The sequence below is a fragment of the Sneathiella sp. genome, assembly GCF_047631475.1.
GTDB lineage: Bacteria > Pseudomonadota > Alphaproteobacteria > Sneathiellales > Sneathiellaceae > Sneathiella.
Window position 1 is genome coordinate 36330 of record NZ_JBLHZT010000026.1, and the last position, 16391, is coordinate 52720.

Here is a 16391-nt window from a genome sequence, read left to right on the forward strand (position 1 = left end):
TCCGATCTTCGCGCTTTATCTGACGAAAGTACCGGTCCGGCGAATCTTCTTCTGCAATTGGAAGATACCGTAAACCAGGGCTTCTGCTGTTGGAGGACAACCCGGAACATAGACATCAACCGGAACAATCCGATCACATCCACGAACCACCGAATAAGAATAGTGATAATAGCCGCCGCCATTTGCACAGGATCCCATTGAGATCACATACCGAGGCTCAGCCATCTGATCGTAAACTTTACGAAGGGCTGGCGCCATTTTATTGGTCAGCGTTCCGGCGACAATCATGACGTCGGCCTGACGCGGTGACCCACGCGGCACAACGCCCAACCGTTCCATGTCGTACCGAGGCTGCCAGGCATGCATCATTTCAACAGCACAGCAGGCCAAACCAAAAGTCATTGGCCAAAGAGATCCGGTACGGGCCCAATTCACCAATTTGTCAACTTGTGTAACAACATACCCTTTGTCATCAAGCTGGCTGCTCAAATCCCGGAAAAAATCGTCTTGATCATCCCCTGGGATTGCTGTTGGCATTCCCGTTGTTGAAGGATTTACTCCCATTCCAGGGCTCCCTTCTTCCATTCATAAACAAATCCGATTGTCAGGATGCCCAAAAACACCATCATCGACCAGAAGCCAAACATGCCGACATCGCCCAGGGACACAGCCCATGGGAAAAGGAAGGCAACTTCCAGATCAAAAATAATGAAAAGAATGGCAACCAGATAAAACCGAACGTCAAACTGATTCCGCGCATCATCGAAGGGTTCAAAACCACATTCGTAAGGAGAAAGTTTTTCCGCATCAGGATGCTGAGCCGCTACAATCATCGAAGCGATAACGATAACGGCGGACAAACCGACGGCGATTCCCAAGAAAATCAGGATCGGCAAGTATTCTAAAAGTAGTGCTTCCATATCAACGACAATGACAATTTCCAGCAAATGGACGCTGGTTTACGTCACTCCCTCTAGCTCAATTTCGGGCGCATTATAGTGCTGGGTTATACGGAAAAATAGCCGCTTGGCAACATAATTTCGCCAAATTCTTTTAACGCATAAATCCAAGCATACCAATACTTGGGGCGCATTAATTATGTATTAACTATCGGAAAATTCACAGCGGGGAAAGTGGCGGGAGTGACGGGACTCGAACCCGCGGCCTCCGGCGTGACAGGCCGGCGCTCTAACCAACTGAGCTACACCCCCGCTGTGAGGCCGTGTTTTATTGAAGGAGGGCCCACCTGTCAAGCAACATAAACAGAATAATGAAAGAAAAATTACATCGCTGTTTCAGAGAGGCGAAAATCGCAGTTTTAAAGGTGTCCAGAATAGTTTACTTTTCTGATATGGGGGACTTCGGCAAATTATATTGGTCTTCAAAAGATTTTATTTCCGTCGTTACAGAAAGAAAGTCTCGATTTTTTTGAATCACACACAAATCCAATTGAATCAGTTTTCTTCAAACCCAGTTTTTTTTTAAAATAGGAAAGCTGCAAAACAGGTCAAAATGTGATTTTTCTAATAGAATCCGAGCGTTGCTATTTAGACACACATGGTTAACGTTCCCGTTCATTTTCACGGTTAGGGATCCCGACCCGATTCAAATTTCAAGTCGGCATCCGAAAAGTACACCCCTTTTCGCACCGTTTTATTTCATCCCGCAACAAAACCCCCACACATCAAACGGGATTGAGAACGACATAAACGGGTAAAATGGTTTTTATTATCGGCGTACGGTCGGACATCGACCTTATTGCAGTAAACCTTATTACCGGGAAAGACGCGCGGTTTGCCCTACCGGCGCGCAGATGAACTCACTTCAAATCTCATATCCCTAAAAAAGAAGACAAATGACGGTCAGGCAAACTATGGCAGCTGGGGATTAGCCTTAAGGGGTGCGTCTGATCGCCCTTTTGATTACAACGAACTGCAATGTCGTAGACCAGATATGGCCTCTCAATTCTGGGATATCCGGGGAATTAGATCTCGTTACAGATCAGCCCGCACTGGAAAGGTAAGTTGTTATGAACGTGGCCCTGACCAATGCCATTTTAGGTGCCCTCCACTATATCCGTGAATTCCTGAACCCAGATGCTCTGCCCTGCCCTTCACTGCGCCCTTCATTGTGCATACTGGTCGAATAGCGAAATACCGGCTGACGCAGCGGCCAAAGTAAGGGTTCCCCGCCTCATGACGTCACGGGCCGCAGAATATGGCCTATTGGGCTTGCGGCAGGATACACTCCGACCCGGTATCCCCTGATATCAATGGAAGGTGCCAAGGCGGCGACAATTGGCTTTAAATCACAGACCGCGAACCTACAGACCTTTAGCCACATGGTCCAACCGGCAGAGAATGCCAGCATCGCGTCGTTTCAAGCATGCAGAGCGTCCAGTTTCACGACCGATCGATCGCTTATTATCAGCGGTGGTTTTTCGATCTTGATAGATGCCTGCCACATAATAGAGGGTGGCCCCCTAAAAGCGGGTGCGCGTCACCTCGTCTATTGGCGGCACGTTACAACAGATCCCTAAGGAATTTGCGAACCTTTCTGCCATTCTTTCAACAGGCCCGTGAGCATCCCTCTCTGCTCTGTATTTAGAGTTGAGACAAGGGATGCCTGCGTAATCAGATGATCCTCAAGTGCCGCATTGATGACAGTCAGGCCTTTTTCCGTCAAGGTCACGACCACACTTCGGCCATCTGTGTCATTTCGTTGACGTCTCACCAACCCTTGCTTCTCAATCTGGTCGATCCGGTTGGTCATCGTTCCCGAAGTGACCATCATGCGCGCAAGCAACCCGTTAGGGGTCAACGAATGCGGGGGGCCTTCTCTGACAAGAGTCGCAAGGACATCAAATCCTGCCTGGTTCAACCCATGTTTTGCAAAAGTGTTTTCCATTTGCTGGGATATAAATTGGGAAACCCGCAGCAAGCGACCAATTAATTCTGTCGGCTTCGTATCAAACTCGGGTCTTTGCTCGGCCCATTGTTGCCTTATGTGATCAATCTCATCCATTCGTTGATAGGTAGTGGATTTTATCTTGATGTCAAGATATTGTAGATTTTTAATATGGAATGTTAGTGTGGACCTAATGAATAAAAACAGCACTCTTCTGATTACGGCACTCGCACCTATGATCTGGGGTAGCAGCTATATTGTTTCCACACAGTTTTTGATCAATCTAAGCCCTTTGACCATTTCGTTTTTCAGGGCCGTTCCAGCCGGTTTGTTGTTGTTGATACTCGTGCGTGAACTCCCGAAGGGTATCTGGATCCCCAGAATGTTTTTGTTAGGCGCCTTAAACTTTTCAATTTTCTGGTCCCTGCTCTTTTTTGCAGCGCACCGTCTTCCGGGAGGGGTAGCCGCAATTCTTGGCGCACTTCAACCCTTTATCGTCATTTTTGCAGCGCGGTATTTTTTAGGCAGCCCCATCAGAATATGGTCATTGGTTGCTGTATTGGCGGGGTTTATCGGGGTTGCTCTTTTGATACTAACACCAGACGCCTCGCTAAACTTTTCGGGGGTCGTTGCCGGGCTCTTGGGGTCAGTTTCAATGGCCTTGGGCACTGTTTTAAGCCGCAAGTGGCATCCGCCTGTATCCTCCTTAACTTTTACAGCTTGGCAGCTGACGGCCGGAGGCCTTTTATTGCTCCCTTTCCTTCTTCTTAATCCCTCTGAATTAACCGAAATAACAACGAGAAATATCTGGGGATTAGCCTATCTGGGATTGGTTGGTGGGGCCATTACCTATGTCATCTGGTTGCGAGGTGTTAAACTCATTCACCCTTCAGCGGTCTCTATTTTAGGATTTCTGAGCCCCACAACGGCAACCCTTTTGGGCTGGCTTCTGTTAGAAGAAGTATTAAGCGGCATACAAATCACCGGAATACTGATTATTCTAAGCAGCGTATTCTGGGGTCAATATACCTTGCGGGAAAAGAGCCCTGCGTAAAGGTACACTCGGCGCACTGAACCTTCATCCAAGATGAGAGCCGTAGAATCAAAAAGGCCCGCAAAGAGCGGGCCTTTTTTGAAATGATGGTGGGTGATGAGAGATTCGAACTCCCGACCCCCTCGGTGTAAACGAGGTGCTCTAACCAGCTGAGCTAATCACCCATCGTACGGTGCGAGGCAGTGTATAACAGGCCCGAAACACAAAGGGAAGACAAAAAAAGAGGCCAGCACCATTTTTTTTGGTCTGGCCTCATTTTATCGGAAAAAACGGGAGTTTTTAGCCGTTTACAGAGTCTTTCAGAGCTTTACCAGCTTTGAATTTTGGCTGCTTTGACGCAGCGATCTGGATAGTTTCGCCTGTACGTGGGTTACGACCCTCGGAAGCTTTACGTTCAGCAACGCTGAATGTACCAAAGCCAACCAGACGAACGTCATCCCCTGATGCCAGAGCTTTTGTTACTGCTTCCAGTACAGCGTCAACACCTTTACCTGCATCCGCTTTACCAAGACCAGAAATTTCTGCCACCGCGGCAACGAGATCGTTCTTATTCACTATAAGCCCCCTTTAGTTTTAATGACGTTTTTTACGTCGCATGTATTCCAACAAAAGACCGATGAATACTAGAGCGCACATTCCATTCGGTCAAAGGGAAAATGAAAGATATCCCCAGCTTTTCTGCGCATTTCAGAGAATTTTATTAAAACTTAGTGCGTTGTTAGGCCGTCTGTTCCTTTTTGTGCAGATGCAGCACTGGCCAGCTCCTGAGCAAGACGCTCTTCGCTCCAATTAAGAGGCTCTAACGGCTTCGTCAAAGCGACTTTTAACACCTCACTAACGTCAGATACTGGAATAATTTCCAACCCTTCTTTTACGTTATCGGGAATCTCTGCCAGATCTTTCTCATTATCATGAGGAATAAGAACTGTTTTGATACCGCCACGTAACGCTGCAAGCAGTTTTTCTTTCAAACCACCGATCGGAAGAACACGGCCCCGAAGAGTAACTTCGCCCGTCATCGCCACGTCTTTATGTACAGGAATATCCGTTAGCACAGAGATGATGGAGGTAACCATCGCGATACCGGCAGACGGTCCATCTTTGGGGGTTGCCCCTTCAGGAACGTGAACATGGAAATCGTGTTTGTCAAAATCTGTTGGCTTAACACCCATTTCAAGACAACGAGATTGCACGAAGCTTTTCGCTGCCTGAACAGATTCCTGCATCACATCGCCAAGTTTACCCGTGATTTGCATCCGGCCTTTACCATAAAGCTTAACCGCTTCAATTGTCAGCAATTCGCCGCCAACTTCTGTCCAGGCAAGTCCGGTTACCAGACCGACGCGATCTTCTTCTTCGATTTCACCGAACCGATGACGGCGAACGCCAGCATAGGTTTCTAGATTTTCCGGTGTAACCGTGATGGATTTGGTTCCATCGGTAATGATCTCTTTAACGGCCTTACGCGCCAGTTTCGCAATTTCACGTTCCAAATTACGAACGCCCGCTTCACGGCAATAATAACGGATCAAATCCCGAACCGCTTCATCCGTCAGCGTCCATTCACCTTCTTTCAGGCCATGGTTCTTACGCTGTTTCTTGATCAGATGGCGTTTTGCAATCTCTACTTTTTCATCTTCCGTGTAACCGGACAGATTGATAATTTCCATACGGTCGCGAAGCGGTCCCGGCATGTTCAGGGAATTTGCTGTGCAAATGAACATAACTTCTGACAGATCATACTCAACTTCGAGATAATGATCGGCGAAATGTGTGTTCTGCTCCGGATCGAGAACTTCCAACAATGCAGAAGATGGATCGCCGCGGAAATCATTCCCCAACTTGTCGATCTCATCAAACAGGAAAAGGGGATTAATCGACTTTGCTTTCTTCATGGACTGGACGACTTTACCTGGCATAGAGCCAATATAAGTCCGTCGGTGACCGCGGATCTCCGCTTCATCCCGTACACCGCCCAAGGCAACACGCACGAAATTACGTCCTGTCGCCTTCGCAACAGATTGACCCAATGATGTTTTACCAACACCGGGAGGGCCAACAAGGCAAAGAATAGAACCTTGAATTTTGCGAACCCGCTGCTGAACAGCAAGATACTCCAAAATCCGTTCTTTTACTTTTTCCAGGCCATAATGGTCGTCATTCAGGATTTTCTCTGCAAGCGCAAGATCCTTTTTAACGCGGGTTCGTTTGCCCCACGGAATTCCTAGAATCCAATCCAGATAATTTCGAACCACCGTTGCCTCGGCTGACATAGGACTCATGCTCCGCAGTTTTTTCATTTCCTGCTGGCATTTCTCACTCGCCTCTTTTGTCAGTTTGGTTTTACTGATTTTTTCTTCAAGTTCAGACAGCTCATCCCGGCCATCTTCGCCTTCGCCCAGCTCCTTTTGAATGGCTTTCATTTGCTCATTCAAATAATACTCGCGCTGAGTTTTTTCCATCTGCCGTTTTACACGGCTGCGGATTTTCTTTTCTACCTGAAGAACACCGATTTCGTCTTCCATCAAGCTGTAAACACGCTCCAAGCGCTCAGAAGTTCCTTCAATTTCAAGGAGTTCCTGCTTCTCGGAAATTTTCAGCGCCATGTGGGACGCCATTGTATCAGCAAGTTTAGACGGGTCATCGATCTGGTTTAGAGAAACCAGGACCTCTGGCGGAATCTTTCGGTTTAATTTCACATATTGCTCAAACTGGGCAATAACGGAACGAGCCAACGCTTCCAATTCCGCAGATTCATTTTCTTTATCGTCGATAACTTCCGCATGCGCCTGAAAGAATTCTTCGTTCTCTGTAAAGTGATGAATACGGGCGCGTTCAACACCTTCGACAAGAACCTTCACTGTTCCATCTGGCAATTTCAACAATTGCAAAACGGAAGCAATGGTTCCGACGCGGTGAATATCATCTTCGCCCGGATCATCCTGATTGGCATTTTTCTGCGCGACAAGAAGGATCTGTTTGTCATCCTTCATCACGTCTTCCAGAGCCCGAACAGATTTATCGCGGCCTACAAAAAGCGGAACAATCATGTGAGGAAACACCACGATGTCCCGAAGAGGCAGCACTGGAAAAGATTGAGTATGAGGTGTGTCGATCATTATGTTGCCTTAAAAGACACCATCGCCATTCTTTGCAAATGGGCAAATGATGGTCGTCCGAAGTGGAAAAATTGACTAAGGGACAGGAACGCCCCTTAGTCGAAAATAGTTAAGCACTACTGGTTGCGTCTTGCTTCTCAGCATAGATATAGAGCGGCTGTCCTGTTCCTTCAACAACATCGCCACTAATCACGATCTCTTCAACGCCTTCCAGTGTTGGAAGATCATACATTGGATCTAGCAGGATATTTTCAAGGATTGAACGAAGGCCACGTGCACCAGTTTTACGTTCGATCGCTTTTTTCGAAATCGCGGACAATGCATCTTCGCTAAATGTCAGCTTAACATCCCCCATTTCGAAAAGGCGCTGATACTGTTTTACAAGCGCATTTTTAGGAGTTGTCAAAATTTCAACGAGCGCGTCTTCGTCAAGATCTTCAAGCGTCGCAAGCACTGGCAAACGACCAACAAATTCCGGGATCATTCCAAATTTTGTCAAATCGTCAGGCTCAACGCCTTTTAGCAATTCACCAACATTGTGATCTTCTTCGCCACGCACATCGGCGCCGAAACCAATGGATGTGTCTTTTCCGCGCGATCCGATAATTTTATCAAGACCGGCAAAAGCACCACCACAGATAAACAGAATATTTGTTGTATCGACCTGCAGGAATTCCTGCTGAGGATGTTTACGGCCGCCTTGCGGTGGAACAGATGCAACTGTTCCTTCCATAATTTTCAACAATGCCTGCTGTACACCTTCACCGGACACATCCCGTGTTATGGATGGGTTGTCTGATTTGCGACTAATTTTGTCGACCTCATCGATATAAACGATACCCCGTTGAGCCCGTTCAACATTGTAGTCCGCTGACTGCAATAGCTTCAGGATGATGTTTTCAACATCCTCGCCTACGTAACCCGCTTCGGTCAGGGTTGTTGCATCTGCCATCGTAAAGGGAACATCCAGAATCCGCGCCAAGGTTTGCGCCAGAAGTGTTTTACCACACCCGGTTGGCCCCACTAGCAGGATATTGGACTTCGCCAATTCGACATCATCCGACTTGGCACTATGGTGCAAGCGCTTGTAATGGTTATGAACTGCAACCGACAAAACCTTCTTCGCATGCTTCTGACCAATAACATAGTCGTTCAGCACTTCACTGATTTCAACGGGAGTCGGCACACCATCACTAGACTTAACCAGGGTACTTTTATGCTCTTCGTGAATGATATCTTTGCAGAGTTCAACGCACTCATCACAAATGAATACGGTAGGCCCTGCTATCAGTTTGCGCACTTCATGCTGGCTCTTGCCACAGAAGGAACAATACAGGGTATTATTTTTCGAATCTCCGCCACTCGTTTTGCTCATAGGCACTCCAATTATTCTTTGGGCAGTTCCATATTAGCCGCCGACCAGACAGTGGACAACAAGAATGTGTAATTCTTGTCACGAAGTACTGAAAATGACGACTTCCTTGCCCATAGAGGCCATCATATTACAGACGGCCTCAACATTTCGTTAACATCTAGATAATATCGGCCCTAGAAAGGCACAAGCTCACAAAATTAAAATAATGTGTGAAGCAACAATTATGATGATGTATCGGTCGCGAGAGAATCCGGGCGCTTGGAAACCACCTCATCGATCAAACCAAAATCCTTGGCTTCGTCGGCGGTCATAAAGTTATCACGCTCCATCGCATTTTCGATAACGTCCAAGGCTTGGCCTGTGTGATGAACATAAAGGTCATTCAGGCGGGCCCGGACTTTAAGAATTTCCCGAGCCTGAATTTCAATATCCGTCGCCTGCCCTTGTGCACCGCCTGAGGGCTGGTGAATCATGACCCGGGCGTTCGGCAGCGCATAACGCTGGCCTTTTGTGCCTGCTGTAAGCAGGAAAGAGCCCATTGAAGCGGCCTGACCAATACAAACCGTTGCAATATCAGGTTTGATATATTGCATGGTGTCATACATCGCCAAACCAGAGGTAACGACACCCCCTGGTGAGTTGATATACATCGAAATCGGTTTGTTTGGGTTTTCCGCTTCAAGGAAAAGGAGCTGCGCGGTGATCAGGCTTGCCATGCCATCATGAACTTGCCCGGTGATAAAGATAATTCTCTCTTTCAACAGACGTGAGAAAATATCATATGCCCGCTCTCCCCTTGCGGATTGCTCCACAACCATCGGGACCAGAGTGTTCATATAAGTATCAATCACATCGACCATCACGCATCTTCCTCAAAATAATAAGTGGTTATTTCAATTTGCATATCGTTTCAGAAATTACCACCCAAAATCCGAAATTTATTTTTCGGATTTTTTAGCTGCTGCTTTTTTAGGGGCCGCTTTTTTAGCAGCTGGCTTATCGCCATCCGCTTTTTTCTTAGCAGGCGCCTTCTTTGCAGGTGCTTTTTTAGCCGCAGCTTTTTTCTTTGGCTTTTCTTCCGTCGCTTCATCTGGATCCGCTGTCAGTTCCTCTACAGAAACTTTCTTTTCGGAAACAGTTGCAAGCTCAGCGATGAAATCGACAACTTTGTCTTCAAAGATCGGTGCGCGAAGTGAATTCTGCATCTCAGGGTTTTTCTGGAACATCTCAAAAATCTGCTGTTCCTGTCCTGGGAAGTTACGAGCCTGTACGAGCATTGCCTGCTGTACTTCTTCGTTACTTACATCGATGTTGTTCAAACGACCAACTTCCGCAAGCAGCAACCCCAAACGAACACGACGCTCTGCGATTTCTGTGTATTCCGCTTTCAGCTCTTCTTCAGACTGGTCCTGATCTTCCATTTTCTGGTTAGACCGCTCCAGTTCCTGTTTGAACTGATCCCAAATGTTGTTGAATTCGGACTCTTTCATTCCAGGAGGAACTTCGAAAGAATGGCCGTCAGCCAACGCATCCAGCATGTTACGCTTCAATGTCTGACGTGAAAGCTGGCTGTATTCTTCTTCCATCCGACCCCGTACGGCATCTTTCAATGCTGCAAGGTCATCAAGGCCAAGTTTCTTGGCGAAATCGTCATCAATCTCAACCGGAGCCGCTTCCTGTACTTCGTGAACAGTCACGTCAAACACAGCGTCTTTGCCGGCTAGATCCGCAGAACCATAATTTTCAGGGAATGTCACTTTAACAGCAACTTCGTCGCCGCCTTTTTGACCAATCAGCTGCTCTTCAAAGCCAGGAATAAATTGTCCTGAACCGAGCTCAAGCTGATGACCTTCTGCTGTACCGCCATCAAACGCAACACCATCCACTTTACCGACAAAATCGATCAGGACTGCATCGCCTTCTTTGGCTTTACGGTTACGGGCTACTTTTTTGAAGTTTTTCTGCTGGCCAGCAATCTGTTCCAACGCCTCTGCTACTTTTTCGTCAGCAACATCTGCGACAAGCTTTTCAAGCTTCAGCTTGGAAAAGTCCATTGGTTCGAATTCAGGCATGATTTCGACTTCGATCGTGAATTCGAGATCCTCACCTTCATCAAATTTGGTGATTTCGATTTTCGGCTGCTGCGCAGGACGAAGTTCGTTATCTGTCAAGGCTTTCTGGCTGGTTTCATTAACCGTTTCTTCCAGAATTTCACCCATGACTGAACGGCCAAAACGCTGACGCAGAATGTTCATGGGAACTTTACCTGGACGGAAACCAGGTAATTTTACCTGCTGACCAACTGTGGTCAGTTTTTCTGTCACTTTGCTTTCAATTTCTGCCGCCGCAACAACGACTGTGAAATCCCGTTTCAGCCCCTCGGAGCTAGTCTGTGTAACCTGCATGAACGATTACCTGTCAATTCTGTTAAAAGATCTATTTTGGCACCGGCGGCCGACACATTCGTCAGCCGCGAAAATTTTTGGTGCGGGTAGAGGGAGTCGAACCCCCACGCCTCTCGGCACCAGAACCTAAATCTGGCGCGTCTACCAATTCCGCCATACCCGCATTTTTGTCCACACAGCCAACTGAAAAACAGCCGTTTCCATATGGAGCGGCAGTCTATAGCACAACATTTCTTCAATTGACTAGGGGAATTGTGGACTTCTGGAAAAGAAATCTGAAAAAAGCAACCACGGCCGATTAAAAACCGCAGTTTTCTGCCAACTCATAAAATATGAAAATCGGAAAAAAATTATAGGAAAACAGGAATATACCGTCTCAGTTGGTTAACCGGAAGTCTTTGGCAAAGGTATCCAGTGCCAAAACGCGCACACCCTGCGGATCCTTATACCCACTTCCAAGAAGCGTTCTTTCAAAGTGAACGTGAGGAATGCCAAAATCATCATCACTGACATAAAGCACTTTTGCTTCTTCCTGAGCATTAATTTGCATTGCTCTATAATAGATATCGCCTTGAACGATTTTCTCTCTTAAATCTATCTTCTTAAACAACATGGCCAATCCAAACGATCAATGTAATCCAGTATTCTTTTGTAATATATAGGAAAATCGTAAATAAACCCTTTATACGGTAAAAACCGGTTTTTTGGTTCAATATACAGTACCCTTTATTACAGAGACTGGAGGATTGCAGGGATTTCCTTTTCGATGTCTTCAGCAATCAGTCCGGGCCCAAACCGATAGCCCGCCTGACCATGCACCCACGTTGCTGCCATCGCCGCCAGAAAGGGCTTCATCCCACCCGAGATAAGGCCTGCGATAATCCCGGCAAGGGCATCCCCAGAACCTGCTGTTGCCATCCACGGCGGCGCATGGACATTCAAGGCAACCGTTCCATCTGGATCCGCGATTACAGTTGTCGCTCCTTTCAACAAAACGATTGCGCCTGACAGACGGGCCGCAGCCCGGGCTGACGCTATTGCATCAGTCTCTTGTTTGAACAGACGGGCAAACTCCGCGCTATGCGGTGTCAACACAACGGCACCGATCTTCTTTTTGCCAATGGCCGCAAACAGACGATCAGGATCTTCCTGAAAGACAGACAGGGCGTCTGCATCAAGGACGACCTCTGCATCTGATGAAACTGCCGCCAAAGCATTTTCCATCGTCTTTTCTGTTACCCCGTTGGCAGGCCCGACAACAATTGTCCCCAATCGTTTTTCTTCAATAATCTGGTCAAGCGGTTGATTGTCCTGTTTTAATAACATCACCGCTTCCAATGCCGCGCTATAGGTCATTATTCCAGACGGTGGCGATATAACGGAAACAGCCCCCGCACCGGCCCTAAGCGCACAGCGGGCGGTTAATCGTGCGGCACCAGTATGGGTCATTCCACCGCCGCAAATTCCAGTATGTCCTCGGTCATATTTATGGCCGCTTCGCTTTGCAACGGGCATGGCATCAACCCATAAGCCCGGCTCGTTCAACCAACACAAATTGTCCAGCTCATCCAGCACGTCCTCTGGAATTCCGATATCAATCAGCTTTAAAAGGCCAATAAGATCTTTGCCAGGATCCAGATAATGTCCACGCTTTGCCCGGAAAAAACTGACCGTCAAAACCGCTTCCGGAGTACCCGGACTGATCGCCCCGGTATTACCATCCAACCCACTGGGAACATCGACAGCAATAATGTCAGCCTTCTCTCGGCGGATATGCTCAAAAGCTTCGACGACCTTGGCGGGGAGTGTTCCTCGAAACCCTGCCCCGAAAAGAGCGTCGACAAAAATACCCGCTTCAAACTGCCCAATCTCAGAGAGGGGTGCTGTTGAAACAGGGCATTTTTCGTACATTTCCAACGCATCACCGGAAAGCTTGGAAACATCCCCATAGACGAAGACCTGAACAGGCCAGCCAGCCTCAAAGAGCGCCCGGGCAACGACATATCCGTCCCCCCCGTTATTGCCCGGCCCGCATAAAATTCCGATCGGACAGAGATCCCAGCCTTCCTCAATGAAAGCCGCAACCCCCTGCCCTGCATTTTCCATCAACTCTCGGCCCGGAACACCTTTTTTTATCGCCCAGTCATCACACTGGTACATTTGTTCAACCGTTAATATTTCAGGACCAAGAGTCATTTTATCTTACACCAGTTTGGAAAGATCCGGGCGCGCGCCACGTACCGGAGACATTTCTTCAAAGGCCGCAGCAGCGGCCAGCACCATGTCATCACGGTGCATCGGTCCCACGATTTGTAATCCGACCGGCATTCCATCATCTCCGAACCCACATGGGACAGAACAGGCAGGTTGCTGTGTCAGGTTAAAAGGATAAGAGAACGGCGTCCAGTCAACCCATTGCCCCCCAACCTGACGATCGTCCGGCGTAAGCTGTGAAACTGGAAAGGCTGTGACGGAAAGCGACGGCGTTAACAACAGGTCATATTGTTGATGGAATTTACGCATCTTAATGCCCAGCTCTGTGCGGGCGACAGAAGCATCCATCACATCATTTATGCCATACCCTGCCGCTTCCTCAATTACCTGTTTAAGCCCAGGATCCAGCATATCCCGTTTATCTTCAGGAACATCTTTCATGGCGTAGGCCGCGCCGGAATACCAAAGTGTTTTGAACATTTCGATCGGATTTTCAAATCCGGGATCGACTTCCACAACATCCACGCCAGATGCCCGAATTAAATCAACCGCCTTGTCCACGGCTCTGGCAACATCATCATTAACAGCGGCATAGCCAAGATTTCGGCTATAGGCCACTTTGCGACCTTTAAATCCATCCTTAAGGGAAGTTCGATAATCCACATCCGTGGCAGGAAGGGAAAACCAGTCGCGATAATCAAATCCGATCATACTTTGCAGCATTAATGCTGCATCAGCAACGGAGCGGGTCATTGGCCCAACATGTGAGACAGTCCCAAAAGCCGACGCTGGCCAGACGGGCACCCGACCGAAACTTGGCTTTAGACCAAATATCCCTGTAAATGCGGCTGGAATGCGAATGGAACCACCGCCATCGCTTCCCGTATGAAGAACCCCCATACCCGCGGCACAGGCCGCAGACGCACCGCCACTGGACCCACCCGGCGTCATTGCCGGGTTCCATGGGTTTCTGGTCGCGCCGCTTAATGGACTATCCGTGACGCCCTTCCATCCAAATTCCGGCGTTGTCGTCTTCCCCAATAAGACAGCGCCTTGCTCGCGCAGCCTTTGAACCGCTGGCGCATCGTCGTCCCAAGGTCCTGCAGGATCGACAATGCAGGATCCCTTCAATGTAGGAAAGCCCTTCATCAGCATTATATCTTTGATCGTCGTTGGAATACCGTCAATCATCCCCTGAGGCGCGTTGTTTTTCCAACGGTCTTCCGACTGTTTCGCGGCGGCCAACGCCCCTTCTTCATCGACAAAGACAAATGCATTTAACGCACCATCATACCGCCTGATTTGATCCAGTGCGGCTTGTGTCGCATCAACCGGAGAGATATCTCCGGATGCATATCCTTTTAAAAGTTCTGTCGCCGATGCATAGGCCAATTCTTCCGACATAACGCCCCCATATTTGTTTTTTATTTGTCATTTTCAAAGAAGAATAGAATTCAACACGGTCACATGCAATGGAAGAGACGTTGGTAAAAGAATATTCTTGGGAAAAACGTCGAACGGTTATATATGCAGGGTGTTAGTGACTTATCCAATTATGGCCTTATGAAAAATTTCAGAGAAAAATTTAAAATTCCGAAAAAGAAGTCTCACAGGCTCCTCTTGGGCTGGGCTCTTATGTTTGGCGGGATTTTTGGCTTTATGCCCATTGCCGGCTTCTGGATGCTACCGCTTGCTATTCTAGTATTGTCTGTTGATATCCCGTTTGCCCGCCGCCTACGCCGCCGGGTAGAGGTCTGGTGGGGCCGCAGAAAACAGAATAAAACGAAACTTCACTGAACCAAATTCACACTTGAGGTGCTGAAACGGGCGCGACAATCAAGGCAAATTGGACCTAAAGTATAAAACCGCGCTTCCAAGAAGCAAAAAACCCCCGAAAAACCGAAGCTTTTCAAGGGGTTGTTTGGGGCGAGTGACCGGGATTGAACCGGCGACCTCCTGAGTCACAGTCAGGCGCTCTAACCAACTGAGCTACACTCGCCATTGGGTGGCGCTTTATTTACCGATCATATCCCTACCGGTCAAGCAGGTTTCTTCAATTGTTAGAAAAAAAATCATTCAGTCGGGACACCGCATCTGACAAGACTTGCTCTTTCTTACAGAAACAAAAGCGGACAAAATGATCAACCGCGTTATCGGACGTATAAAAAGCACTCACAGGCAAGGCTGCGACACCGGCCTGTTCGATAATCAACTGACAGAATTCAGCATCTGTTCCCTTGAAACCTGACGCCCTGATATCCGCATTGATAAAATAAGTTCCGTCGCAATCTGCTGTTTGAAGACCCGCAGATTCCAAACCAAACTTCATAAAGTTCCGTTTCGCCTGCATATCTTCTCGTAGCGTTTCGTAATAATCATCATCTTTGTTCAGGCCATAGGCAACCGCGTGCTGCAAAGCAGGCGGGGTTGTAAAGGTCACAAACTGATGGGCCTTTGCAATCCGCGCAATCATTTCGGTGCAGCCGGTCACATATCCCACCTTCCATCCGGTCAACGAAAAAGTCTTCCCAGCCGAACCAATACGGACAGTGCGCTCTCCCATCCCCGGAAAGGTCGCAATCGGGATATGGCGGGATAATCCAAAGACGATATGTTCATAAACTTCATCACAGACAACATAGGCATCATTTTCAAGCACCCGGTCAGTGATCATCTGCAATTCATCCAGATTAAACACTTTCCCAGTGGGGTTCATGGGGGTGTTCAACAGAACAAGTTTGGTTTTTTCCGAAAACGCTTCTGCAAGCCGGTCCGCATCCAGGGTCCAATGAGGAGGATCCAGACGGACAAATTTTGGAATACCCCCGGCCCGCAGGACAAGAGGTAAATAGCAATCATATAAGGGCTCGAATAAAACAACTTCATCGCCCGGCTCGATCAATGCCATCAGACTGTCATTCAATGCCTCAGTCGCACCAGACGTGATCAAAATATCTGTTTCAGGATTAACGGCGATTCCATAAAAACGGTGATTATGATCGGCAACAGCCTGCCGCAACTCCATTGTACCCATCATCGGGGGATACTGATTGGGGCCCTCCATTAAGGCTTTTGCGGCGATGGCACGAATGTCTTCGGGTCCATCCTCATCCGGAAATCCTTGCCCCAGATTAATCGCCCCTTTTTCATTTGCGAGCGCGGACATGACTTCAAAAATTGTTGTCCCGAAGCCTGATAAGGCACTGTTTGTCTGTTTAACCATTGCTGCTCTCAATCTTCCCTTGCGGTCATTGATTTCAACAGGCATATCTTTCCCTGTCAATGGACGCAAGCAATAAGGACACAGGAATGGGCAT

14 protein-coding genes and 4 tRNA genes are annotated in these 16391 nt (G+C 47.9%); 2 read left to right on the forward strand and 16 right to left on the reverse strand.

Features of this window, described 5'->3' with window-relative positions; genetic code table 11:
- Positions 1-15: 15 nt before the first annotated feature.
- The 4 genes from ACJAYR_RS11710 to ACJAYR_RS11725 all read right to left on the reverse strand — a co-directional run bounded on the left by ACJAYR_RS11710 (position 16) and on the right by ACJAYR_RS11725 (position 3024).
- The gene (locus ACJAYR_RS11710) at positions 16-585 is read right to left on the reverse strand and encodes a NuoB/complex I 20 kDa subunit family protein (protein WP_169545619.1); all 570 of its coding nucleotides are present in this window, start codon (positions 583-585) and stop codon (positions 16-18) included.
- Entirely contained in the window at positions 555-920 is a 366-nt protein-coding gene (locus ACJAYR_RS11715) for an NADH-quinone oxidoreductase subunit A (protein ID WP_169545883.1), read from the reverse strand. Before ACJAYR_RS11715 ends, ACJAYR_RS11710 begins: the two co-directional genes overlap by 31 nt.
- Positions 921-1134: 214 nt before the next feature.
- Positions 1135-1211 (reverse strand) — tRNA-Asp (locus ACJAYR_RS11720).
- 1324 nt (positions 1212-2535) lie between these two features.
- Positions 2536-3024 (reverse strand): MarR family winged helix-turn-helix transcriptional regulator, encoded by a 489-nt coding sequence (locus ACJAYR_RS11725; protein ID WP_415236772.1) that lies wholly within the window; start codon positions 3022-3024, stop codon positions 2536-2538.
- A gap of 76 nt (positions 3025-3100) precedes the next feature.
- Between ACJAYR_RS11725 and ACJAYR_RS11730 the strand changes: the two genes are divergently transcribed.
- Positions 3101-3961 (forward strand): DMT family transporter, encoded by an 861-nt coding sequence (locus ACJAYR_RS11730; protein ID WP_415236773.1) that lies wholly within the window; start codon positions 3101-3103, stop codon positions 3959-3961.
- Positions 3962-4048: 87 nt separating this feature from the next.
- On the opposite strand, the gene ACJAYR_RS11735 is transcribed toward ACJAYR_RS11730, so the two are convergent.
- The 10 genes from ACJAYR_RS11735 to ACJAYR_RS11780 all read right to left on the reverse strand — a co-directional run bounded on the left by ACJAYR_RS11735 (position 4049) and on the right by ACJAYR_RS11780 (position 14478).
- Positions 4049-4125: transfer RNA gene (locus ACJAYR_RS11735), tRNA-Val, on the reverse strand.
- Between the two features lie 115 nt (positions 4126-4240).
- On the reverse strand, positions 4241-4516 hold the full coding sequence (locus tag ACJAYR_RS11740; RefSeq protein ID WP_169545622.1) for an HU family DNA-binding protein: 276 nt from the start codon (positions 4514-4516) through the stop codon (positions 4241-4243).
- Positions 4517-4668: 152 nt separating this feature from the next.
- The gene (gene lon, locus ACJAYR_RS11745; RefSeq protein ID WP_169545623.1) at positions 4669-7080 is read right to left on the reverse strand and encodes an endopeptidase La; all 2412 of its coding nucleotides are present in this window, start codon (positions 7078-7080) and stop codon (positions 4669-4671) included.
- A gap of 109 nt (positions 7081-7189) precedes the next feature.
- Complete coding sequence (gene clpX / locus ACJAYR_RS11750) at positions 7190-8455, reverse strand: ATP-dependent Clp protease ATP-binding subunit ClpX (RefSeq protein ID WP_169545624.1); 1266 nt, start codon at positions 8453-8455, stop codon at positions 7190-7192.
- A 221-nt stretch (positions 8456-8676) separates the two neighbouring features.
- Complete coding sequence (clpP, locus tag ACJAYR_RS11755; RefSeq protein ID WP_169545625.1) at positions 8677-9315, reverse strand: ATP-dependent Clp endopeptidase proteolytic subunit ClpP; 639 nt, start codon at positions 9313-9315, stop codon at positions 8677-8679.
- Between the two features lie 78 nt (positions 9316-9393).
- Entirely contained in the window at positions 9394-10860 is a 1467-nt protein-coding gene (tig, locus tag ACJAYR_RS11760; RefSeq protein ID WP_415236774.1) for a trigger factor, read from the reverse strand.
- 78 nt (positions 10861-10938) lie between these two features.
- Positions 10939-11023 (reverse strand) — tRNA-Leu (locus ACJAYR_RS11765).
- A 213-nt stretch (positions 11024-11236) separates the two neighbouring features.
- Positions 11237-11473: a hypothetical protein gene (locus ACJAYR_RS11770; protein ID WP_415236775.1), complete on the reverse strand. Its 237-nt coding sequence runs from the start codon at positions 11471-11473 to the stop codon at positions 11237-11239.
- Positions 11474-11589: 116 nt separating this feature from the next.
- Positions 11590-13056, reverse strand: a complete 1467-nt coding sequence (locus tag ACJAYR_RS11775; protein WP_415236776.1) for an NAD(P)H-hydrate dehydratase — start codon at positions 13054-13056, stop codon at positions 11590-11592.
- Between the two features lie 6 nt (positions 13057-13062).
- Positions 13063-14478 carry an amidase gene (locus ACJAYR_RS11780; RefSeq protein WP_415236777.1) on the reverse strand — a complete coding sequence of 472 codons (1416 nt, stop codon included), beginning with the start codon at positions 14476-14478 and terminating at the stop codon, positions 13063-13065.
- A gap of 231 nt (positions 14479-14709) precedes the next feature.
- On the opposite strand from ACJAYR_RS11780, the gene ACJAYR_RS11785 reads away from it, so the two are divergent.
- Entirely contained in the window at positions 14710-14871 is a 162-nt protein-coding gene (locus tag ACJAYR_RS11785; RefSeq protein ID WP_415236778.1) for a hypothetical protein, read from the forward strand.
- Between the two features lie 125 nt (positions 14872-14996).
- Here the strand turns inward: ACJAYR_RS11785 and ACJAYR_RS11790 are convergent.
- Together ACJAYR_RS11790 and ACJAYR_RS11795 are read right to left on the reverse strand one after the other, a co-directional pair.
- Positions 14997-15073: transfer RNA gene (locus ACJAYR_RS11790), tRNA-His, on the reverse strand.
- A gap of 54 nt (positions 15074-15127) precedes the next feature.
- On the reverse strand, positions 15128-16391 hold a 1264-nt coding region (locus ACJAYR_RS11795), incomplete at its 5' end, for an aminotransferase (RefSeq protein WP_415236779.1).